The organism is Streptomyces sp. NPDC051051 (assembly GCF_040682975.1).
Taxonomy (GTDB): domain Bacteria; phylum Actinomycetota; class Actinomycetes; order Streptomycetales; family Streptomycetaceae; genus Streptomyces.
In genome coordinates, this window is the sequence record NZ_JBFBCB010000001.1 from 277588 (window position 1) to 299136 (window position 21549).

Annotated in this window: 20 protein-coding genes, 1 tRNA gene and 2 pseudogenes; 13 read left to right on the top strand and 10 right to left on the bottom strand. The window is 72.3% G+C overall.

The window, feature by feature from the left end; genetic code table 11:
• The first annotated feature begins 44 nt into the window (after nucleotides 1-44).
• The 3 genes from AB0N31_RS01315 (at nucleotide 45) to AB0N31_RS01325 (ending at nucleotide 1481) form a co-directional block, all read left to right on the top strand.
• Nucleotides 45-611, top strand: coding sequence for a snapalysin family zinc-dependent metalloprotease (locus tag AB0N31_RS01315; RefSeq protein WP_366056230.1), 567 nt, complete (start codon nucleotides 45-47; stop codon nucleotides 609-611).
• 541 nt (nucleotides 612-1152) lie between these two features.
• The gene (locus AB0N31_RS01320) at nucleotides 1153-1356 is read left to right on the top strand and encodes a cold-shock protein (RefSeq protein ID WP_073499692.1); all 204 of its coding nucleotides are present in this window, start codon (nucleotides 1153-1155) and stop codon (nucleotides 1354-1356) included.
• Nucleotides 1357-1404: 48 nt separating this feature from the next.
• A tRNA-Met gene (locus tag AB0N31_RS01325) sits at nucleotides 1405-1481 on the top strand.
• Nucleotides 1482-1546: 65 nt separating this feature from the next.
• Here AB0N31_RS01325 and AB0N31_RS01330 read toward each other — a convergent pair.
• Both AB0N31_RS01330 and AB0N31_RS01335 read right to left on the bottom strand, forming a co-directional pair.
• A complete protein-coding gene (locus AB0N31_RS01330; protein ID WP_366056231.1) occupies nucleotides 1547-1858 on the bottom strand; it encodes a hypothetical protein in 312 nt (103 codons plus the stop codon).
• Nucleotides 1859-1877: 19 nt separating this feature from the next.
• Entirely contained in the window at nucleotides 1878-2540 is a 663-nt protein-coding gene (locus tag AB0N31_RS01335; RefSeq protein WP_366056232.1) for a phosphoribosyltransferase family protein, read from the bottom strand.
• Nucleotides 2541-2736: 196 nt separating this feature from the next.
• Here AB0N31_RS01335 and AB0N31_RS01340 point away from each other — a divergent pair, with 196 nt between their 5' ends.
• Nucleotides 2737-3447 carry an alpha/beta family hydrolase gene (locus AB0N31_RS01340; RefSeq protein WP_366056310.1) on the top strand — a complete coding sequence of 237 codons (711 nt, stop codon included), beginning with the start codon at nucleotides 2737-2739 and terminating at the stop codon, nucleotides 3445-3447.
• A gap of 162 nt (nucleotides 3448-3609) precedes the next feature.
• On the top strand, nucleotides 3610-3942 hold the full coding sequence (locus AB0N31_RS01345; protein WP_366056233.1) for a DUF6343 family protein: 333 nt from the start codon (nucleotides 3610-3612) through the stop codon (nucleotides 3940-3942).
• A gap of 80 nt (nucleotides 3943-4022) precedes the next feature.
• Here the strand turns inward: AB0N31_RS01345 and AB0N31_RS01350 are convergent, their stop codons facing one another.
• The 4 genes from AB0N31_RS01350 to AB0N31_RS01365 all read right to left on the bottom strand — a co-directional run bounded on the left by AB0N31_RS01350 (nucleotide 4023) and on the right by AB0N31_RS01365 (nucleotide 9501).
• Nucleotides 4023-4475, bottom strand: a complete 453-nt coding sequence (locus tag AB0N31_RS01350) for a YbhB/YbcL family Raf kinase inhibitor-like protein (protein WP_366056234.1) — start codon at nucleotides 4473-4475, stop codon at nucleotides 4023-4025.
• Between the two features lie 353 nt (nucleotides 4476-4828).
• Nucleotides 4829-6400 carry a DUF4139 domain-containing protein gene (locus AB0N31_RS01355; RefSeq protein WP_366056235.1) on the bottom strand — a complete coding sequence of 524 codons (1572 nt, stop codon included), beginning with the start codon at nucleotides 6398-6400 and terminating at the stop codon, nucleotides 4829-4831.
• Nucleotides 6401-6407: 7 nt separating this feature from the next.
• Complete coding sequence (locus AB0N31_RS01360) at nucleotides 6408-8483, bottom strand: DUF4139 domain-containing protein (protein ID WP_366056236.1); 2076 nt, start codon at nucleotides 8481-8483, stop codon at nucleotides 6408-6410.
• Between the two features lie 127 nt (nucleotides 8484-8610).
• Complete coding sequence (locus AB0N31_RS01365) at nucleotides 8611-9501, bottom strand: helix-turn-helix transcriptional regulator (protein ID WP_366056311.1); 891 nt, start codon at nucleotides 9499-9501, stop codon at nucleotides 8611-8613.
• 129 nt (nucleotides 9502-9630) lie between these two features.
• On the opposite strand from AB0N31_RS01365, the gene AB0N31_RS01370 reads away from it, so the two are divergent.
• Nucleotides 9631-10329 carry an SDR family NAD(P)-dependent oxidoreductase gene (locus AB0N31_RS01370; protein WP_366056237.1) on the top strand — a complete coding sequence of 233 codons (699 nt, stop codon included), beginning with the start codon at nucleotides 9631-9633 and terminating at the stop codon, nucleotides 10327-10329.
• Nucleotides 10330-10587: 258 nt separating this feature from the next.
• On the opposite strand, the gene AB0N31_RS01375 is transcribed toward AB0N31_RS01370, so the two are convergent.
• Nucleotides 10588-11232: a hypothetical protein gene (locus tag AB0N31_RS01375; RefSeq protein WP_366056238.1), complete on the bottom strand. Its 645-nt coding sequence runs from the start codon at nucleotides 11230-11232 to the stop codon at nucleotides 10588-10590.
• Nucleotides 11233-11486: 254 nt separating this feature from the next.
• On the opposite strand from AB0N31_RS01375, the gene AB0N31_RS01380 reads away from it, so the two are divergent.
• Nucleotides 11487-12071, top strand: a complete 585-nt coding sequence (locus tag AB0N31_RS01380; RefSeq protein WP_366056239.1) for a DM13 domain-containing protein — start codon at nucleotides 11487-11489, stop codon at nucleotides 12069-12071.
• Nucleotides 12072-12149: 78 nt separating this feature from the next.
• Here the strand turns inward: AB0N31_RS01380 and AB0N31_RS01385 are convergent, their stop codons facing one another.
• Nucleotides 12150-13658, bottom strand: coding sequence for a SulP family inorganic anion transporter (locus tag AB0N31_RS01385; RefSeq protein WP_366056240.1), 1509 nt, complete (start codon nucleotides 13656-13658; stop codon nucleotides 12150-12152).
• Nucleotides 13659-14114: 456 nt separating this feature from the next.
• Here AB0N31_RS01385 and AB0N31_RS01390 point away from each other — a divergent pair, with 456 nt between their 5' ends.
• The 4 genes and pseudogenes from AB0N31_RS01390 (at nucleotide 14115) to AB0N31_RS01405 (ending at nucleotide 18751) form a co-directional block, all read left to right on the top strand.
• Nucleotides 14115-14519 (top strand): MerR family transcriptional regulator, encoded by a 405-nt coding sequence (locus AB0N31_RS01390; RefSeq protein ID WP_366056241.1) that lies wholly within the window; start codon nucleotides 14115-14117, stop codon nucleotides 14517-14519.
• A gap of 719 nt (nucleotides 14520-15238) precedes the next feature.
• Nucleotides 15239-16795 carry a pectate lyase gene (locus AB0N31_RS01395; RefSeq protein WP_366056242.1) on the top strand — a complete coding sequence of 519 codons (1557 nt, stop codon included), beginning with the start codon at nucleotides 15239-15241 and terminating at the stop codon, nucleotides 16793-16795.
• A gap of 146 nt (nucleotides 16796-16941) precedes the next feature.
• Nucleotides 16942-17340, top strand: a pseudogene (locus AB0N31_RS01400) (restriction endonuclease); the annotation flags it as partial.
• A gap of 298 nt (nucleotides 17341-17638) precedes the next feature.
• Nucleotides 17639-18751, top strand: coding sequence for a tyrosine-type recombinase/integrase (locus AB0N31_RS01405; RefSeq protein ID WP_366056243.1), 1113 nt, complete (start codon nucleotides 17639-17641; stop codon nucleotides 18749-18751).
• A gap of 55 nt (nucleotides 18752-18806) precedes the next feature.
• Here AB0N31_RS01405 and AB0N31_RS01410 read toward each other — a convergent pair.
• Both AB0N31_RS01410 and AB0N31_RS01415 read right to left on the bottom strand, forming a co-directional pair.
• Nucleotides 18807-18905: pseudogene (locus AB0N31_RS01410) on the bottom strand (arsenic resistance protein); the annotation flags it as partial.
• Between the two features lie 34 nt (nucleotides 18906-18939).
• A complete protein-coding gene (locus AB0N31_RS01415; RefSeq protein WP_366056244.1) occupies nucleotides 18940-19503 on the bottom strand; it encodes a TetR/AcrR family transcriptional regulator in 564 nt (187 codons plus the stop codon).
• Nucleotides 19504-19641: 138 nt separating this feature from the next.
• On the opposite strand from AB0N31_RS01415, the gene AB0N31_RS01420 reads away from it, so the two are divergent.
• Together AB0N31_RS01420 and AB0N31_RS01425 are read left to right on the top strand one after the other, a co-directional pair.
• Nucleotides 19642-20367, top strand: coding sequence for an SDR family oxidoreductase (locus AB0N31_RS01420; RefSeq protein ID WP_366056245.1), 726 nt, complete (start codon nucleotides 19642-19644; stop codon nucleotides 20365-20367).
• Between the two features lie 69 nt (nucleotides 20368-20436).
• Nucleotides 20437-21507: an aldo/keto reductase gene (locus AB0N31_RS01425; RefSeq protein WP_366056246.1), complete on the top strand. Its 1071-nt coding sequence runs from the start codon at nucleotides 20437-20439 to the stop codon at nucleotides 21505-21507.
• Nucleotides 21508-21549 lie beyond the last annotated feature (42 nt).

Genomic DNA, 21549 nt, shown 5'->3' on the forward strand with positions numbered 1-21549 from the left:
TACGTGACATGAGCACGCCCACCTTCCCCCACAGGAGGTCGATCATGCACTCACACACCCGCGTCCCGGCACTGGCCGCCGCCCTCGCGGCGGCCGCCACCCTCTTCGGAGGCCCGGCCCACGCGCAAGCCCCCGCCGACCAGCCCCTCGCGGCCCGGGTCGTCACCTACGACGCCGGCGCGTCCGCGGAGTTCCGGGCCGCCGTCGACCGCGGCGCGGCGATCTGGAACGAGAGCGTGGACAACGTCGAACTGCGACCCGTCGCCTCCGGGCAACGCGCCAACATCCGGATCCTCGCCGACGACGGCTGGCCCCGCGCCCTGACCACCTCGCTCGGCAACGGCACCGTCTACATCGGACGGCAGGCCGTCGACCAGGGCTACAACACGGTCCGTATCTCGGCGCACGAACTCGGCCACATTCTCGGTCTGCCGGACCGCAAACCCGGCCCCTGCACCAGCCTGATGTCGGGTTCCAGCGCCGGCGTCGCGTGCACGAACCCCTACCCGAACGCGGCCGAGAAGGCGGAGGTCGAGGGCAACTTCGGCGCCGCGCTCGCCCGCCCCGCGGGAACGCCGGGAACGCCGGGAACGGTGACGATCGTGGACTGAGTCACCGCCGGCCCGGGCAGGCCGCCGAAGCTCTGGAGTTCCTCAAGACGCGCTTGACCCCTGGGCGTCGCGGGGCATGGCCCTGGCAGAAGTTGCCGCCGGACGACCACGGGGGTCGAGTGCAGTGGAATTCGTCATGATCGCAGGGTTCGTGCTCGTCGTGATTCTCATCGCGGGAGCACGCGGTGGTGGCCGACGCGGCGGCAGGTCGCGGGGCCGGTCCTGGGGCGGAGACGGAGGCGGTGACGGGGGCGGAGGCGGCTGGTCGTGCGGCGGCGGATCGTCCTGTGGCGGTGGGTCGTCCTGCGGGGGCGGCGGCGGAGGCGACTGACCGCCACGGACGGTGTCACCGCGGGTGCGCGGCGTCGCCGTCCGTCCATCGGCTGAGAACAGGTCACGATGGAGAAGTTTTTGAGCGCCAGGTGCGGATTGCGAGGCCCTTCGTGGGGTAGAACGGGTCTGGGACGCGATCCATGATCATGGATGGCGCCCACATCCATTGCAGCCGGCGTCCGCCGGCGAGAACGAAGGACACAGCAGTATGGCCAGCGGCACCGTGAAGTGGTTCAACGCCGAAAAGGGCTTCGGATTCATCGCCCAGGACGGCGGCGGCCCGGATGTCTTCGCGCACTACTCCAACATCTCCGGCAACGGCTACCGCGAGCTGGTGGAGGGAGAAGCGGTCACCTTCGACGTGACCCAGGGACAGAAGGGTCCCCAGGCGGAGAACATCGTCCGCGGCTGACCCCTGTACCCAGCCCGCCCGGATCGCCGTGTAGAGTGGCAGAACCGACGCGGGGTGGAGCAGCTCGGTAGCTCGCTGGGCTCATAACCCAGAGGTCGCAGGTTCAAATCCTGTCCCCGCTACCAAGAAGAGGGGCCCGGCATCAGCCGGGCCCCTTTCTCCGTGGCCGCACGGAGTCGGGTCGGGGCCGTCACAGGTGGGGTCTGAGTCCGAAGCGCGGGCCCAGGTCCGGGGTGTCCGATCCGGCCAGTTCGGTGGCGAGGCCATGGACGGTCACCAAGTCGTGCAGCAGCTCGGCGGTCTCCTCCGGCGGCAGGCGCGAGGCGCTCGCCACCTCCTCCAGGTGGACGGCCTCGCCCCGGTGTTCCCGCTGCAGACGGCTCAACGCCTGGAAGACCCGCTCGTGCTCCTCGGAGTACGGCCCGCGGCCCTCGAAGGACCGGCTCTCCGGCGCGGCCCCGCGTTCCCGCGGCGCGCCGCCGTCCCGTTTCCCGCGGTCCATGACCATGGGCTCCTTTCCCTCAGCCCCTGCCCGCGCCGGCGCCGTGCCCGTGCAGGGCCCGCGTGACCTCCTCGTCGCCGACCTGGTCGAAGTCGGCGTACCACAGACCGACCGCCCGGAAGTCCGGCGGCTGGTGCAGGCAGACGACGTCGTCCGCCTCCGCGCGCAGGGCCGCCGCCGACTCGGGTGCGCCGACCGGAACGGCGAGGATCAGCCGTGCGGGCCCTTGCCGGCGCAGGTGGCGCAGGGCGGCACGCGCGGTGACGCCGGTGGCGAGCCCGTCGTCGACGACGATCACGGTCCTGCCTGCGACGCGCGGTGCGGGCCGGTCGCCGCGGTACCGCCGTTCCCGGCGCCGCAGTTCGGTCCGCTCACGGGTCACGTCCGGGCCGAGCACGTCCTCGCTCAGGCCGAGCATCTCCACCGAGCGTCGGTCGAACAGGGGAGGATCGTCCCCGACGATCGCGCCGATACCGGTCTCGGGGTGCCCCGGCACGCCGATCTTCCGTGCCACGAGGACGTCGAGCGGTGCCCCGAGCGCCCGGGCGACCTCGACGGCCACCGGGACGCCGCCGCGGGGGAGGGCCAGCACGAGGGGATCGGCGAGAGCACCGTCCGCCGACCACTCCAGCAGCCGGGCGGCGAGTTCCCGGCCGGCGTGGCGACGGTCCTGGAATCGCATGACCTGCCACCTGCCTTCCTCGGACGAGGACGTGCGCACGGCCGTCCTCTCCTGTCCGGGGTTTCCTCCCGGACGGCGGCCAAACGGGAACTCCGCTCCCGCGAGCGGGTTCCCCTCGACATCATGGGTACGCGGTGGGGGACATCCGGGTCGTGGCGATCCACACCATCGGCCGATGGGGAAGAGGCTGATACCGATGACCTCCGACATGGTTCTGGTGCCCGCCGGCGAGGTCACGCTCTCCGGTGACCTCGTCGTCCCGGCAGCGGCGCGGGCCGTGGTGCTCTTCGCGCACGGCAGCGGCAGTTCCCGGCACAGTCCGCGCAACCGCATGGTCGCCGCCGAGCTGCGCACCGCCGGGCTGGGCACGCTGCTGATGGATCTGCTCGGCGAGCGCGAGGAGCGGCACGACGCGCTGACCGCCGAGCACCGGTTCGACATCGCGCTCCTGGGCCGACGGCTCCTGGCCGCGATCGACTGGCTGGGGACCCGGCCCGACACCCACGACCTGCCCGTCGTCCTGTTCGGCGCCAGTACCGGCGCCGCGGCGGCACTGGTGGCGGCCGCCGAACGGCCGGACCGCGTGCTGACCGTGGTGTCGCGGGGCGGGCGCCCGGATCTCGCGGGGGACGCCCTGGAGCAGGTGACGGTCCCGGTACTGCTCCTGGTCGGCGGGCGGGACCATCAGGTGCTGGCCCTGAACCAGGAGGCGGCCCGGCGGATGCGGTGCCCGCACGCCCTGCACGTCGTCCCCAAGGCGACGCACCTGTTCGAGGAACCGGGCGCTCTGGAACACGTCGCCGCGACGGCCAGGCGGTGGTGCGACGACCGGCTGCGCTCCGCGCCCGGGTCCCGGACGACCGCGCGGCCGGGACCGGCTCGGACTCCGGCCCGCAACGAGAAGTGACCGGTCGGGACGCGGACCCACCGCGCGGCGCGGTGCACGGTGCCGGAGACGACGTGAAGGCGCCGACGGGCGCCGGGGCCGGCCACCGCTCGCCGCCCGGCGCCGCGGTGCGCCGTGCGCGGAAGGTACGTGGGAGCCGGACCGGTACGGAGGAGGAACACCATGGGCGCATCGGATCCGGAACGCCGTGAGCGGCGGGCGCGCCGTGCGCGTTCGGGGACGATCGGACGGCGCTTCCCGAGGACCGGAACCGAACCGACCACCGCACAGAGCCCCCTCGCGCTGCGCCTGCTCCTGTCGGGTGTCTTCGTGCCGGTGTTCGTCGCGGCGGCCGTCGTCCTCGCCGTGTGGGCCGCCCGCTCGGGTCCGGGCGACAGCCCGGGACGCGGCCCGCTGATCGCCGTCGCCGTCCTGTGCGGGGCTCTGGCCCTGTCGGCAGCAGTCGACCTGCTGGTGGTCGGGCGTCGGCTGCGGCGTGAGCGGGGCGAACGGTGACGGCGTGACGCGGGGCCGCGGCAAGGATGTCCCTCCTGCCGCGGGCCCCGGTCCTCTGCCGTGGGCCCCCGGTTCCTCGTTCAGCGCCGGTAGAGCGCCACGAGGGTGCCGACGGCGAGTCGCCGGTCGTCGACGGCCCGGTGGATCCGGTCGGCGCTCGGCGCCTCGGGGAGGACGCACGGCTCCCCGAGCGCGTACAGGCGGAAGTAGTACCGGTGTGCCTCGTCCCCCGGCGGTGGGTGCGGTCCGCCCCAGCCCTGTTCGTGGAAGCCGTTGACGAGTTCGGTGCCGCCGGGCGGGACCCCGCCCGCTTCCGTACCGTCGCTGCGGGGGTCGATGCCGACCACCACCCAGTGCACGAACGTGCCCGACGGCGCGTCGGGGTCCTCGCACAACAGCACCAGCTCGGTCGCCTCGTCCGGGATGCCGCTCCACGCCAGCGGTGGGGACTCGTTCTCTCCTTCGTACGCGTACCTGCGCGCCAGAACGGCGTGGTCGTCGAACGCGCTGCTGATGAGTTCGATGCCGGCCATGGCACCCGGAGTACCCGCCTGCGTCCGCGCGTACCGGTGGGGCGCCGCGGCGCGGGCCGGGCCGGGCCGGATCATGCAACGGTGTTGCAACGTACGGCCCGGCAGGATGGTCGGCGCCCGGGCGGCGGCCTCGCCCGTGCCGGAGCGACCGGCCCCGTACCGACGGCGGTACGGGGCCGGTGGCCGGTTGCCCGCCCCGCCACGTCGTCGACCCGCAGGGCGTCCGCTGGTCCTGCTCCGGGACGGAGGCGGGCCGGGAGCGCGGGCCGTGGCCGCGGTGACGGCGCCGTGGTCACCCCGCGGCAGGGGGCGGTTCACGACCGACGAGGGCCGGTCGGGCGCGCGCCCTCGCCTCACGGTCCCGACAGGCCCGTCACCTTCGCGCTCGCCGACAGCTCGTAGACCAGGGTGATCGTGCGGCGGCCGCCGGGAGGCAGGACGACGTCCCAGCGGACGATGCCCTCCGCGTCGACCGTGTCGGGCACGGGGGAGCAGGCCTCCTCGCGCAGGCGTACCTCCACCGCCGAGACCTCGGAGACGGGGACGCGCTCCCGTACGGCGACGGTCTGTCCGGCCCGTTCGGCGGGGGCGGAGAACCGGGAGAGATGCAGCCGGACGGTGTGGGTGGTCACGGTCCGCTGGGTCAGGCCGGGGGAGGCGTGGGACTCCTCGGCGTGCCGGACCACGCGGTAGTCGTCGCAGCTTCCGAAGGCCAGCTCGACGGGGGCGCCCGGGGCCGTGAAGTCCAGGGTGCCGCGGCCGGTGAACCCGCTGTCGCGGACCAGGTCCACGGGCCCGGCGAGCAGGGCGTGACCCGAGCGGTTGTCGAACCGTGCGACGCGGGTGACCAGGGGTGACAGCTCGGGCGCGCAGGCGTACTCGCTTCGCGCCGCCGTGGTGAAGGAGGACAGGGGCACGCGGTGGGCGCGGCCGTCCGCGGGCACCGAGACCGGCGCGGAGGCGTTGAGCACGCGGGTCTCGCCACCGTCGGCGACTCCCGGCAGGCCGATCACGGGGGCGGGGCCGAGGTCGCCGATCTCCTGCTCGCGCAGCTCGACGTCGACCGTGCGGCGCTCCGCCGCGGTGCGGTCCGTGAGCGTCAGCCGGTCCTCCCGCAGGCGCGGCGGTTCGGCGGCCGATGCGGACCGGGCCGTCGACAACGTCAGCCGTACGTCCGACCAGTCCTCGCCGGTGCGCTGCCAGACCATCGCGTCGGTCTCCAGCGTGAGGGAGTCCCCGTCGAGCACGGCCCGGTAGGCGGGCCGCCACAGCGCGCACGGGGTGAGGTGGGTCAGGCGCAGCCCCACCGGGCCGGCGGCACCGGCCTCCACGGTCAGTTCGACGTACCCGACCAGCTCGGCGGGTTCCGTCTCCGCGAGGTCCATGGCCCGCTGTGCCTCACCGAGTTCGGCGGCCAGGGCGGTCAGCCTGGCTTCCGCGGCGCGCAGCCGCTCACCGTACGCGTCGCGCTCGGCGTCCACCCGGTCCAGTTCGCGGGCCCAGCGCGGTCCCTCGGTCTCCCCGTGACCGGCGCCCTCGCCGATCTCCCGCAGCAGGTCGGCGGCGAGGCGGCCGAGCAGGTCGAGGCGGGACCGCAGGCGGTCGCGGCGCTGCTCGACGGCGAGCCGTTCCTCTTCGAGGGCGTGCACGTGGTGGCGGAGGGCGGAGTCGTCGTCGGCGGACGGCAGCGGCCCGCGGGGCGTCCATGCGCGGACGATCCGCACGTCGAGCACGGTCGCGCCGTGCCCGGCGGTCAGTTCGGCGTGCAGGGTGCGGTCGACGGCCAGCGCGCTGATCGGCCCGAGACGCAGCCGCTGGACACCGGCCCGCAGGTCGAGCACGGCGGCGCGTTCGACGAGGGCGCGGTCCTCCAGGCAGGTGACGGCGGTGACGGGGAGGGCGATCGGCTTCGGGGCCGTGGACATGGGTGGGTCAGCTCCTGCGGTTGCCGCCGACGAGGGTCTTGCCGGCCGGGATGCGGATCTCGTAGCCGCCGTCGAGAGCGGTGGTGCCGCCGGCGGGCAGCGTCACCCGCCAGACGCGGGTGCCCGGTGCGTGCCGGTCGGACCCGGCACCTTCCTCGGGTGCCGTCCAGTCCGCCCGTTCCTCGATCCGGACGTCCGGGTCGGAGGTCACCGGCACCGGCTCGCGGACCTCGACGGTCACGGGCCCGGCGAGCTGGTTGGCCAGTTCCACGTGCACGCGGTGGTCTAGCACGGTGACGTTGTTGCGCAGGCCCGCCGTCGACTCGCGCAGGTTCGTGCGGCGGGTGACCCGGATGCCCTCGGCCGGCCCGAGTCCCACCCGGCGCGCACCGCCGGGCGCGAGGGTGGGCAGTGCGGCGGTCAGCAGGAAGTCGTCGTCGACGGTGACCTCCACCGGGCCGGCCAGCAGAGCCTGGTCGGTGGCGTTGGAGAGCACGAGGGTGGCGTACACGGTCGGCTCCACCGACGGCACGCACAGGTACTCGGTGCGCAGACCGACCGGGATCTCGCCGACGGTGACGGTGTGCCAGGTGCCGTCCGAGGGGATGTCGGCGCGGGTGGCGGCGTCGAAGCGGTGGTCGAAGGAGCCCGCCGACTCGCGGGGCCGTACGGCGTGCCCGGGCAGCGGCAGTGCGGCCACCGCTTCGGCGCGGCGCCGGTGCTCGGCCGCCACCGGGTCGAAGGGGGAGTCGGGAAACAGTCGGCCCCGGCGGTCGCCCTGCTCGTCGGGGCCGCACAACACCAGTGCCGCGTAGTCGAGTTCGGTGCTGCTGGGCTGCGGCGGCCCGACCGCCGGGGCGGTCGGCGGCGGGGGTGCGGCCCGGCCCGGAGCCGGGGGCGCCTTGGCGGCGGGAGCGGCGAAGGCCCTGCCGGCGCTGCGCGGGGAGCCGCCCGGACGCGACCCGACCGGCTGTGCGAGGTTCGGCACCGGGCCGCCGAAGGGTATCGGAGGGGCGACGGGCGGGCCGCCGGGCGCCGCGGGCCGGGGTGGGGGTCCCCCGTAGGACGGCGGCGGGGGGACCGGGGGAGCGAGGTCGGCCGCGCCGGCCACGGGCGCCGCCCCCGAACCCCTGGGTGCGGCGGCGGCCGTGGCCGGACGCGGGCCCGGGGCGTCGTATCCGGTGAACAGGTCGGCGAGCCCGGCCGGGGGCTCGCGCCAGCCGGAGGGGGCGGGGGCGGGCTGGCGGCGTCCGATCCGGACCGAACCGAGCCTCGGCAGACCGGTGCGGCGCCGCAGGTCGGCGGTGGACAGGGCGACCCGCACGCCCGTCCAGTCCTCCCCGGTGCGCTGGGCGACCGAGGCGCGCAGCACCAGACGGCCGCTGTCCTCGCCCCGGCGGTGGCCGAGACGGTAGGCCGGCACCCAGACGGCACCCGGCACCCCGTACTCCAGCTCCAGCTCCGTTTCCGCGTCACCGGTGCCGCCGACGAGGGTGAGGACCGCGGAGACCGTGGTCCCGATGTGCGCCGGCGGCACGTCGGTGGAGGCGCGGGCCAGCCGGTCCGTGGCGACGGCGAGGTCGTGCCCGACGAGGCGCAGTGCCTCGTCGAGTTCGGTGAGGCGGGTGTGCAGGTCCGTCAGCCGTCGTTCGACGAAGTCGGCGAGTTCCAGCCACGCGTCGACCGGGGTGCGCCGGTGCGGGTCGTCGCGCCTGCGGGCCGGCGGGACCGGGTGCAGGGCCGCGACTTCCCGGATCAGATCCAGCTGCCGGTCCCGACGGCCCTGTGCCGCCGCGTACGCGTCGCCCAGCCGCTCCACCTCGCGCCGCAACGCGTCGGGGACGCCGGCGTCCCGCGGCTCGGCCCCGACCTCCACCCTGGCCTCGACGACACGCACGCCGGGAGCGCCGAGGACGCGCGCCCGCAGCGAGCCGGGGTCCAGCGAACGGGGCAGCCCCGTCACCCGTACCCGCCCGTCCGGCGGCACGCTGCCGCGGGCCAGACGGCGGCAGAGCGCGCCCTGCGCGTACACCACGACCGAATCGAGGGCCGACCCCCAACTCCGTGCTTCTTCCACCCGCATGTGCGCCCCCACCGTGTCCGTGCCGAGCACAGCCTACGTCCCGTGCGCGTCCCGTCGCGATGACCGGATGCCGCGCGGTGACGGGTCGGCGGGTCTACGGGTCTACGGGTCTACGGGTGACGGGTGATCAGAGGGAGGGCGTGGGCCTGCTGTCGGAGTCGGCGGACATGGCGAGCCGCAGCCTGTCCTCGTCCGTGCTCCCGGGTGACGCGGTCAGGATCACGATCTTGAGTTCGGAGTCGCCGTCGGTCAGGACGTCGCAGTCCACTTCCACGTGCCCGACCGCGGGATGCTCGACCGTCTTGTGGTCCTCGCGGTGCGCGGCCACCGTGCCGCTCGCCCACAGCCGGGCGAAGGTGCGATTGCCCGCGGTGAGGACCCGGATCAGCTCGTTCAGGCGTGCGTCGTGGGGGAAGCGGCCGGACGCCCGGCGAAGGTCCGACACGATGGCGAGGTCGGAACGGTCGCGGTTCTCCTCGAGCACCGGCCAGCGTGTGACGCGTCCGTGCCCGGATCCGACGGGGAACCGTTCACGGGCGAAGTTGCGCAGTTCCGGCGGCGTCGCCGCCGGGTCGCCGAGCAGCGCCGCCCACCCCGGGTTCCAGTGGATCAACTGCCAGTCCGCGGCGAACACGGCGACGGCGGCGTCCCCGAGCCGGTTCAGCAGCCGGTGGACCCCCGGCGGGACGCGGTCGGGGACCGGCTCGTCGTTCGCGGGGGCCAGCCCGGCCATGCGGTGGAGGTGGTCACGTTCGGGGCGGGTCAGCCGCAGGGCGTCCGCGAGGGAGGCGACCACCTGCGCGGAAGGGTGCGTGGCCCGGCCCTGCTCCAGGCGCACCACGTAGTCGACCGAGAGACCGGCGCGCTCGGCGAGTTCCTCGCGACGCAGTCCGGTCGCGCGGCGCGCACGGCCCGACGGCAGTCCCGCTGCCGACGGGGACAGCCGCTCCCGCCAGGCGCGGATCGTCGCGCCCAGACCGGCGCCCCGCTGCGTCGCCGTGCCGTGCTGCGTTTCCATGCCGTGCTGTGCCGCCGTGCCGTGCTGCGTTTCCATGCCGTCCATCCTGCCCCGTCCGACGGTGGTACTGCCGTTCCTACGGTCGCGGCATCCCTGGCAGACCTCCGCCGCGTCGCGAACGATCGACGCATGACCACCATCTTCATCACCGGAGCCAACAAGGGTCTCGGTCACGAGACCGCCCGCCGCCTCACCGCACTCGGCCACACCGTGATCGTGGGAGCCCGCGACCCGGAACGGGGCGCTGCTGCCGCCGCCGCGCTGGGTGCGCGGTTCGTCCGGATCGATGTCACCGACGACGTCTCCGTCGCCGCCGCGGCGGCCGACGTCGCCGCCCACGAGGGCGTGCTGGACGTTCTCGTCAACAACGCGGGCGTGCACGGTCCGCACGGCGATCCGAGCGACCTGACCGGCGCGGACGCTCTCGGCGTCTTCGACGTCAACGTCTTCGGCGTGGTCCGGACGACCACGGCCTTCCTGCCGTTGCTGCGCCGGTCCCCGGACCCCGTCATCGTCAACGTCAGCAGCGGGATGGGATCGCTCGCCTTCACCCACGACCCGTCGCGCGTCGAGTCGGCGGTCGTCGTGCCCCTCTACACCGCCTCCAAGGCGGCCCTCACGATGCTGACCACGCAGTACGCCAAGGCGTTCCCGGACATCCGCGTCAATGCCGCCGATCCCGGCTACACGGCGACCGACCTCAACGGCCACAGCGGTCCCCAGACCGTCACCGAGGGCACCGACGCGATCGTCCGGCTGGCGACCGAGGGGCCCGGCGCCGGTTCGGGACGCTTCGTCGACCGCGCCGGTCCGATCGACCTGTTCTGAGGTCCCGCTTCGACGCACCGGCGGCAGCCGCGGGCGGACCCGCCCCCGGGCGCGGCCGGTCGGGCGGCCGCCCATGGAGGTGAGGTGCTCCGTGTGAACGACGCCGTCCGGCACTCCCTGCGGCGTGGCGGGAACGGGTCCGCCGCGCGCCGCGCCCCGCGTGACGGCCGGACGCCTGGGGCGCGGGCGGTCCGGGCCGCCGCGCGGCGACCGCGGCGACCTCGTGGACCACGCGGTGCGGGAGCCGTCGGCCCCGCCTTACGCGGACTGTCCCTCTCGCGGCACCTCCTCCGCGCTCGCGGCCGGGGCGGCGGGCGCCTCCGGGGAGGTGTAGAAGACGGACGAGCCCTGCTTGCTGCGCTGGGCGTGGTTCTTGGCCACCAGCCCTTCGAGGGTGGTGCGCACGACGGTGGTCTTGATGCCCCGCTCGGGGTACTGCTCACCCAGCGACTGGGCGACCTCGGCCGCGGAGCGCGGCTCGCTCTGGCCGGCGAGGTGCTCGCGGACGAGGGAGACGAGCGAGGGCTGATCCGCCTTCGGGGCCGCCTTGCGGGCCGCCGTCTTCTTGGCGGCCGGCTTCGGAGCCGCCGCCGCGGACTTGGCGGCCTTCGACCGGCGGGAGGCGCCGGCCGAGGCCTTCTTCCGTGGAGCGGGCACCGCCGCGGCCTTCTCGACCGCGGCCTTCCCGTCGGCGGGCGCGGCGGACGCGGACTCCACACCGAGGGCCTGCTGCACGTTCAGCAGCACCGTGCGGTCCTTCTCCAGGGAGGCCAACTGCTCCTGCAGCGCGGCGATCTCACCGGCGATGCGGTCCTGCTCCTTGAGGTTGCGCTCCAGGTCACCGGCGACCTGTGCCGCATACTGGCTGGTCACCCCGTTCGTCTGTGTGGTGGTCTCGGACATGACGCTCACGCTCCTTGATAGGACCCGACAGGTCGCGGGCCGCCGACCCACGGCCTGTACGGCGTTGTGTCGAAGTGATACTACGGAGCGCAGCCTTCCCACGGTCGGTCTCCGCCCGCACCGCGTTGCCGCCGTTCGAACAGTGCGACCGGCGCGACGTAAGGATTCCGTCATCGGCCACGGGGTGCGCGACGGTCGTCCGCGCCCGTTGAATGGACGGACGACGAAGTGAACTCCTGAGGATCGGGGCGGAGATGGGGCGTGTGCGCAGGGCACTGACCGGGCCGTCGGCCATCGCGGTGCTGGTGGCGGCGGTGGCGGGCGTCGGATTCGGCCTGTACTGGTTCCAGCCGTGGAAGCTGTGGCAGGACGAGACCGTCCAAGAGGCGCTCCCCGGAGCCGTGAGCGTCCCGGCCCCTCCGGCGTCGGCTCCCGCACCGGCCCCCTCGGACGAGCCCTCCGGGCAGTCCGCCCCGGCCGCCGGTCCGCACACATGGGCGAGCGGTGAGTTGATCAGCCACGAGCACGCCACCTCGGGCACGGTGAAGCTCGTACGGCTGGCCGACGGCTCCCACGTCGTCCGGCTGGAGAACCTGGACACCAGCAACGGACCGGACCTGCGCGTCTGGCTGACCGACGCGCCGGTGCGGCGGGGCCGCGCCGGATGGCACGTCTTCGACGACGGGAAGCACGTCAGCCTCGGCAGGCTCAAGGGCAACAAGGGAAGCCAGAACTACGCCCTCCCCGCCGACGTGGACCCGTCGGACTACCGCAGTGTCAGCATCTGGTGCGACCGCTTCGACGTGTCCTTCGGCGCGGCCGAACTCGCCCGCGCCTGAGGGGCGTTCGTCCTCACGGTGGCGCCCGCGGCCGCGCGGTGTCCCGCCCGCCTCCCGCCTCCCGCCGACGGTGTCCGGTCAGCCGCTGCCCGTGAGTTCGCCGCTGAGTGCCCCGTGGAGGCGGGCGCTGGCCTCGTTGAGGCCGGTGATCTCGACGGCCTTGCCGCGCTGGGCGTACTTGTGCTCGATGGCGTCCAGCGCGGCGACGGAGGAGGCGTCCCAGATGTGGGCGGCGGACAGGTCGATGACGACGCGGTCGGCTTCGGTGCTGTAGTCGAAGCGGTCGACGAGGTCGTTGGATGAGGCGAAGAACAGCTCACCGGTGACCCGGTGGACGACGGTCGAGCCGTCGGGGTCGGTGACCGAGCTGACCTCGGCGAAGTGGGCGACACGCTTGGCGAAGACGACCATCGCCGTGACCGAGCCGACGACGACACCGATGGCGAGGTTGTGGGTGGCGACCACACACACGACGGTCACCACCATGACGGTGATCTCCCCGGCCGGCATCCGCCTGAGCGTCTTCGGCGCGACGGAGTGCCAGTCGAACGTGGCCACCGACACCATGACCATCACGGCGACGAGCGCGGCCATGGGGATGTCCGAGACGACCGGGCCGAAGACGACGCACAGCACCATCAGGAAGGCGCCCGCCAGGAACGTCGACAGACGGGTGCGGGCGCCGGACACCCGTACGTTGATCATCGTCTGGCCGATCATGGCGCAGCCGCCCATGCCGCCGAAGAAGCCGGTGACGATGTTGGCGACGCCCTGCCCGACCGACTCACGGGTCTTGGACGAGTGGGTGTCGGTGATGTCGTCGACCAGCTTGGCGGTCATCAGCGACTCCATCAGCCCGACCAGGGCCATGGCGAGCGCGTAGGGGGCGACGGTGGTCAGGGTGTCCAGCGTGAACGGCACGTCCGGGAGGCCGGGCACCGGCAGCGCGGAGGGAAGGTCCCCCTTGTCGCCGACGGTCGGCACCGCGATCCCCGCCGCGACGGTGATGACCGTGAGGATGACGATGGACACCAGCGGGGCCGGGACCACCGTGGCGACCTTGGGGAAGAACACCATGAGGGCCAGGCCGGCGGCGATCAGCGGATAGACCGGCCAGGGCACGTCCGTCATCTCCGGAACCTGCGCCAGGAAGATCAGGACGGCCAGGGAGTTGACGAAGCCGACCATCACGCTGCGCGGCACGAACCGCATCAGCTTCGCCACCCCGAGCGCGCCCAGGGCGATCTGGATGACGCCGGCCAGGATGACTGCCGCGACCAGGTGGCCGAAGCCGTGCTCGCGGTTCAGCGGGGCGATGACCAGGGCGACGGCACCGGTCGCCGCGGAGATCATCGCCGGTCGGCCGCCGACCACGGCGATGGTGACGGCCATGGTGAAGGAGGCGAACAGGCCGATGGCCGGGTCGACCCCGGCGATGATCGAGAACGAGATCGCCTCCGGGATCAGCGCCAGGGCGACCACGAGACCGGCCAGCACCTCGGTGCGCAGCACCTTCGGGTCGGACAGCCAGGCGGGACGCCGGGGGCCACGCAGCCACGCGGCCGGGGACAGCGCGGAGGAAGACAAGGAGGAGGAAGACAAGAGAAGGCAGACCTGTCGTGCTCGGGCACACCCGGCATCACGGCGGGCGTGCGGAAGAGGCGTGGGATGGCGTGGGGACGTGGAGGGCGCGAATGACCGGGGCGGCCCTCCCCGAGGTCCGCGAGGGGCGGAACGGGATCGGCGGGCGGCTCAGAAGCGGGCCGTGAGGGCGGCGGGCACCGCCCGGCGGCGAAGGCTCACGGCGGGAAGGCGGCGATGCCGGTCGTCACGGACATGCGCACGCTCTCTCCTGCGGACAACTGATTTCGCCGGGGGCTTCGTCGGCCCCGACACGACGGACGGCCCGGGACGGCGGGCCCGCACCGGGAGAAAGGCACGGCGGGGAGCCGTCCCCGAGCCAGGGCAACTCTACCCTAACGTTAGAGTAGAGATCGGCGTCGGCTTCCGGTGGTCGCCGCCAGAGACGAGAAGGGCGCCCGCGTGAGCAGCGAGCACATGCAGATCGGCGAGGTCGCCGCACGGACCGAGCTGTCGCTGCGCACCATCCGGCACTACGAGGACGCCGGTCTCGTCACCCCCTCCGCCCGCTCCCAGGGGGGTTTCCGTCTCTACACCGAGGCGGACGTCGTGCGCCTGATGGTCATCCGGCGGATGAAACCCCTCGGCTTCACTCTCGACGAGATGCGCGGTCTGCTCGAGGCGATGGACCGTCTGGACTCGGACGACGAACTGCCGCCCGCGGAGCGCGAGGAGCTGCGGAGGTGCATCCGCGGCTTCGAGCAGGCCACGCAGCGGCGGGTGAAGGATCTGCGCGTCCAGCTGGCACGCGCCGAGGAGTTCGCGGCCGCGCTCGCCGAGCGGCTCACCCGGATCGTGGCGCCCTGACCGGGGGCGACGAACCGTGATGCTCCGACCGGCGGGCCGGCGAACCGTGACACCCCGACCGGCGGGCCGGCGGAGCGCGCGCGTCGGTCGAGCGTCGACGAGATGCGCGGTGGCCTGAGCGGTGTCCGCGCGGCGGAGACCGTGGTCGCCCCGCGCCGCGTCGAGACCCTCACGGCGGCGTCGCCCGGACTCCCGAGCTGATCACGTACGTCACTCGCGTTCACGTATGGGAACGTGAAGGGGAGTCAGGTGTCGTGCCGCCTGGGGAGCCCGGTTGCGGCGGAAACGGCTCGGCGGGCGGGGGGATGCGTTCACGGAAGCAACGTCGTCGCTCGGCCGTGAGCGCTGTGCGTCGGAAAGCGGAACGGGGTCGCGGGCAGTTGCCGCTCTCTGCGTTGACCCTTCTCGAACTCTTGCCACCTCGCCGTCGGACCCCTATCGTCGCCGCACGGAAAGCGCTTTCTCGGGGCCGGGGCCGTTCCGGGAGGGCCGACCTTCGCGGTGGGCGCCGCGACTTGTGCACGAGCCGCCAGTGATCCGGCATGAGGTGTCCCGCGACGCCGACGTGCCGCCGAACGAAGGGTGCACGTCATGACGAGCCGGCATGTGACCGTCCCGCACGCTCTTCCTGTCGGTTCGGATTGACGGCCCACGGACAATCTTTCGCCGTGTGCGGCAGCAATGCGAGGCCAGGCAGAACGAAGAATCAGGAGACATCCATGCAAAGAAAAGTCGCCCTGCGACTCTCCGCCGCATCGGCCGCGATGGCCCTCGCGGCCGCGGTCGGTGTCGTGCTGTCGATGCCGGAGGCCTCCGCGGCGACCGGTACCGCGACCGGTTACGCGACCCAGAACGGCGGTACCACCGGCGGAGCCGGCGGTCAGACGGTGAGGGCCACCACCGGAACCGCGATCCACGCGGCCCTGTGCGGCAGGGCCAGCAGCAGCACCCCGATCACCATCGAGGTCGAGGGGACCATCAACCACGGCAACACGGCCAAGGTGTCGGGCAGCAGCTGCAACACCGCCGCCGGGGTGATCGAGCTGAAGCAGATCAGCAACGTCACGATCGTCGGCGTCGGCGGCGGAGCCGTCTTCGACCAGCTGGGCATCCACATCCGCGAGGCCAGCAACATCATCATCCAGAACGTGACGATCAAGAACGTGAAGAAGTCGGGCTCGCCCACCTCCAACGGCGGCGACGCCATCGGCATGGAGAGCGGCGTCCGCAACGTCTGGGTCGACCACACGACCCTGGAGGCGTCGGGCGGGGAGTCGGAAGGCTACGACGGCCTCTTCGACATGAAGGACGACACCAAGTACGTGACGCTGTCGTACAGCGTCCTGCGCAACTCGGGGCGCGGCGGTCTGGTCGGCTCCAGCGAGAGCGACCTGTCGAACGGGTTCATCACCTTCCACCACAACCTGTACCAGAACATCGACTCCCGCACGCCCCTGCTGCGCGGCGGAACGGCGCACATCTACAACAACCACTACGTGAGCCTGAACGAGTCCGGCATCAACTCCCGTGCCGGAGCGCGCGCCAAGGTGGACAACAACTACTTCGAGGACTCCAAGGACGTCCTGGGCACCTTCTACACGGACGCGGCCGGCTACTGGCAGGTCAGCGGCAACGTCTTCGACAACGTGACCTGGTCCAGCCCCGGCACCGACAACAATCCCGCCGGACCGAACCCGCAGTCCAACACCACGGTCAGCATCCCCTACGCCTACGCGCTCGACGCCGCCGCGTGCGTGCCGGACGTCGTGAGCCGCACGGCCGGGGCCGGCAAGGGCCTCCAGGTGTCGAACGGCAGCTGCACCGTGCAGTCGCCCACGTCGACCCCGACCACCCCGCCCACGTCCGCCACCCCGACCCCCAGCCCCACCTCGGGACCCAGCCAGCCCAGCGGCACCAACCTGAGCATCGGGGCCGGGTCGGACGGCTCCAGCAAGGCCACCGGCACGAGTTACGGCAACGTGCGGGACGGCGACATGAGCACGTACTGGTCGCCCGCCGCCTCGACCGGCGCCATCTCGATCAAGTGGGGTTCCGCCACGTCCGTCTCCAGGATCGACATCCGGGAGGCGGCGGGGGCGACGGGTGTCATCGGTGCCTGGAAGGTGGTCAACGGTGACACCGGCGCCGTGCTGACCTCGGGCAGCGGCGCGGGTGCCATCACCTTCCCGCGGACCTCGCTGAGCAAGGTCACCTTCGAGATCACCGGTTCGACGGGAACACCGAAGGTCGCCGAGTTCGAGACCTACGCCCAGTAGGCGGGCGGTCCGCCCCGTCCCGGTGCCCGACGCGGCACCGGGACGGGGCGGCCTGATCTCCCGCCCCCGGCGCCGGATGGAGCCGCCCCCGCGAGGGCAGCAACAAGACGGCTGAGCAAGGGGACAAGGGGAGGGAGACCCGACGTATGGGCACAGTGCTGCTGTCGACGGCGTCCGTCATCGCGGTCGCGGTGGTCGTCACCGGTCTGGTGCGGGCCGGGCGGCGCGAGGCGCGGGCGGAGCGGGTCCGGCTCGCCGCGGAGGCCCGCCGGCAGGCGCGCCGCTCGCTGGACGAGGTCTGGGCGATGGACGACCGCCGGTTCGAGGAGTACGTCGCCGAGCTGTGCCGCCGGGACGGCTGCACCGGCGTCCGGCGCGTCGGGGGTGCCGGCGACCTCGGAGCGGATGTGACCGGCAGCCTGCCCGACGGCCGCCGTGTCGTCGTGCAGTGCAAGCGCTACGCCAAGCACCGCACCGTCGGCAGCCGTGACCTCCAGACCTTCAACGGCACCGCACGGGCGGAACACCACGCCGACGTCCCCGTGTTGGCCCTGTTCTCGTATAGCTACGGCGAACGGACATGCAGCGCAGGGTGAGGCTCGGGGCTGGAGCGGGCGCGAGGATCGACGGCACAGCGATCGGCAGTGGCAGCGATTCAGCTTCGAGGTTCACTTATCGGACTTCCGGCGCGCCTGGTGACTCGCCAGGATGGTGCCGCAGTAAATACCGGATTTACTGCGGCAGAGCACCTACCGTGATCATCGCGACCTGCGACGGACGATTCCGGCCACCGGGGCGAGGTGTACGCATTTACTGCGGCAGCACTGGAGGGGCGGGACGGACGTGACGATCGAACCAGTGACCGAACTCGGGAGCGGGGGCGCGCTCCGGCCGCCGCGCGCCCCGGTGATCCCTCTGTCCGCCCCGTCCTCGTCGTACACCGCAGCGGTCGAGCGGTACCTCACCGGCGCGGGCATCGCGAAGTCCTCCGCGCGGATCTACCGGATCTCGCTGACGACATGGGGATGGATGCGTGCCGGCAAACCGGCGCCGACCGGACCCGCCCGCCGAGGCGCGAAGCCGCCCGTCTTCCCCCTCACCGCGATCGACGACCCAGCCCTGCCCGAGGTGCTGGCCGAGCTGGCGGCGGCGCGGGCGGACGAGATGGACGCCGACACCGTCAACCGGGAGCTGTCCATCGCCCGCAAGGCAATCGGCTGGTGGCAGCGCCAGGGATGGATCGAATCCGACCCCACGATCGGCATCGAGCGACGGCTGGCACCGCCCGACCGCACCAAGGCCCTTGCTGAGGAACAGATCGCCGCCCTGTGGCGGCTGAACGTCTCGCTGCGGGAGAAGACGTTCTGGAAGATGCTCTACGAGTCTGCGGCCCGCGCCGATGAGGTGCTGTGCCTGAACGTGGAGGACCTATATCCGCAGGACAAGCGCGGCAGGATCACCGCCAAGGGCGGGGCGATCGAGTGGATCCACTGGCAGTCCGGCAGCGCCCAGCTTCTGCCCCGACTGATCGCCCGTCGCACCCGCGGCCCGCTGTTCCTCACCGACCGCAAGGCCCCGGCCGGAACACCCACGCTGGACGTGTGCTCCGAGACCGGCAGGGCCCGGCTCTCCTATCGCCGGGCCGAGGAAATCTTCGAGGAGAACACCCGGCTACTGGCCAACCCTCTCGCCTCGCCCGAGGACATCGAGGACCTGAACGGCTGGACGCTCCATCGGCTACGCCACAGTGCCCTGACACACGACGCTGAGGGCGGCACCTCCACCCGATGCTGCTGGCCCGCTCCCGCCACGCATCCGTCCGCTCCCTGGAACGCTACGCCCGCCCCAGCGTCGACGCAGTCGCCCGACACGTCGCCGTCCGCGACGCCGCCGTCCGCCGGAAGCGCTGACGCCTCCAAGATTCAACTACTGGCGGCTCTGGGCCCACCTCGGTGATCCCCCTTGAGCGGCGACGGCAGGAACACCTGACGAGCCGTTCGGGCGCTGTCGCGAGGCGGGGAACGAGCCGAACGTAGGCAACCATCCCGACGGTCCTCACCAAGGTCTGGGGCGCCACGACCGCCGCGGCCGCAGCCATGCCGTCCGGCATAGGCCGACGCCTCGCCGAACCGCTGGCGTATCGCTTAGCGGGGCCTGAGTCCGTCGACGACGACGTCCAGCATGCGGTTCAGTTGGGGGCGCTGCTCGGGTGCGCCGGCCACGGAGAGCAAACCGGCGAGGATGCCGCCTACCTCGACCGGGTCGATGTCGCTGCGCAGTTCTCCTGCTGTGGCGCCGGCCTCGAGCACCATCGCCAGGACTTGCTGGACCTCGTCGCAGACCGGTCCGGTGCCGAAGCGGCCGGAAGCGCTCATGGCGACCAGGGCCTCGCAGATGCCGCGTCGTTCGCCGGCCCAGTCGGCGAATCGGAGCATCCACGCGTGGAGGGCCTGTACGGGCGGCTTGGTAGCCAGCAGGGTGTGCGCGTCTTCGCGCAAGGGGCGGATCTGGTCCCGATAAACCTCTTCGACCAGATCCTCTCGGGTGGGGAAGTGCCGGTACAGGGTGGCGTTCCCCACTCCCGCGCGTTTGGCGATCGCGTCCAGCGAGATCGGGCGTCCGGAGGCGAAGGCTTCGGCGGCCGTGGCGATCAGTTGCTCGCGGTTGCGCTGCGCGTCGGCGCGCAGGGTGCTGCGTGGAGGTGTCATGACCTTCGCGATCGTGAGTGTCGGATGAGGCTCGGGAACGATTCGGGGATGTCCCCGGTTCAGTGTACGGTGAGACAACCGGGGAGTTCCCCGTTTACGGGTGGTCTCACCCATCGCTTCAGCGACGAAAGGTTTGCCATGCCTACAGCGGTCATCACCGGGGGGACGACCGGGATCGGCAGAGCGACGGCCGAGCTGCTGCACGCCCGCGGCTACCAGGTCGCGGTCACCGGACAAAATCCCGAATCCCTCGCGCGGGCGCAGTCCGAGCTCCCCGGTGACGTGCTCGTCGTCCGATCCGACGGGCGCGTGCTCTCCGACACCGACGCCCTGATGTCGGCGGTGTCGGCGCGGTTCGGATCGTTGGACCTGCTCTTCCTCAACGCCGGGATCTTCCGTCCGGCACCGGTTGCCGAGGTGACGGAGGAATCGTTCGACGAGCACGCCGACCTCAACTTCAAGGGCCAGTACTTCACCCTCCAAAAGGCCCTTCCCCTCATGAACGACGGCGGCTCGATCGTGCTGACCGTCGGCATCGGATCCCGTCGCGGCACCCCTGGCGCCACGGTGGGGGCGGCGACACGCGGCGCGCTGCTGGCCATGCTGCCCTCCCTCGCGCTCGAACTGGCCCCGCGCAGGATTCGCGTCAACGCCGTGAGCCCCGGGGCCACCGACACCCCGCTGCTCAACAAGCTGGGGGTGCCCGAGAGCGGCCGGGACGCCATGCGCTCGAAGATCCCCTTCAAGCGCTTCGGAACCAGCCAGGAGGTCGCGGAAGCAGTCGCCTTCCTCGCCTCGGACGCCGCCGGCTACATCACCGGCCAGGACATCACCGTGGCCGGCGGCTACGGGCTCGGCGCCTGAAACCCGGGCGAGTCGACCACCAATCCGCACCTCTCGAACGCCACGAACCGCACCTCACAGGAGAACACGATGGCACTCACTCTCGACACCTATCGGCTGCTGGGCCGTTCCGGACTCCGGGTCTCACCGCTGGCGCTGGGCACGGCGACCTTCGGCACCGAGTGGGGCTGGGGCGCCGAGCGCGAGGAGGCGCGCAAGCTCTTCGACCGCTACACCGAGCTCGGCGGCAACTTCTTCGACACCGCCAGCACCTACACCAACGGCAGCTCCGAGCGACTGCTCGGCGAATTCGCCCGCACCAACCGCGACAAGATGGTGCTGGCGACGAAGTACTCGACGCTGCGTCAGCCCGGTGACCCGAATTCCGGGGGTACCCACCGCAAGAGCATGCTGGCGTCGGTGGAAGCCAGTCTGCGGCAGCTGAACACCGACCACATCGATCTGCTCTACGTGAACGTATGGGACTTCAGGACGCCGGTGGAGGAGATCCTGCGGGGCCTGGACGACCTGGTGAGGCAGAGCAAGGTGCTGTACGTGGCGATCTCCAGCGCCCCGGCCTGGCAGGTGTCGCGCATGCAGGCGATCGCCGACCTGCGCGGCTGGTCACCACTGGTCGCACTGGAGACCGAGTACAGCCTGATCGAGCGCACTGCGGAGCGTGACCTGATCCCGATGGCACGCGAGATGGGACTCGGCGTGGTCCCCTTCTCCCCGCTGGGCGGCGGGGTGCTCACCGGCAAGTACAGCCGGGAGGATCAGAACCAGGCGGGCTCCGTTGTCGGCGAAACCGCCAGCAACCGCAAGAGCCTCAACGTCGCCTTGGGATGGGTCACCGACCGCAACCTTGCCATTGCCGATGTGGTGAAGGAGGTGGCCTCGGAGCTAGGCCGCACACCCGCCCAGGTCGCACTGGCCTGGACCCTGAACGCCCCGGGTGTGACGGCACCCATCATCGGCGCCCGCACCATCGCGCAGCTGGAGGACAACCTGGGTGCCCTGCAGGTCGACCTCACTCCTTCCCAGCTGGCCCGCCTCGACGAGGTCAGCTCCATCGACCTCGGCAATCCGCACGGCCTGCTCGCCAGCGATCACATCCGCACGGTCACCACAGGCGACATGAAGATCGAAACCCTCGGCTGATTCGCTTCACGAATGGCGACATCCAGATATATCGACATGTTT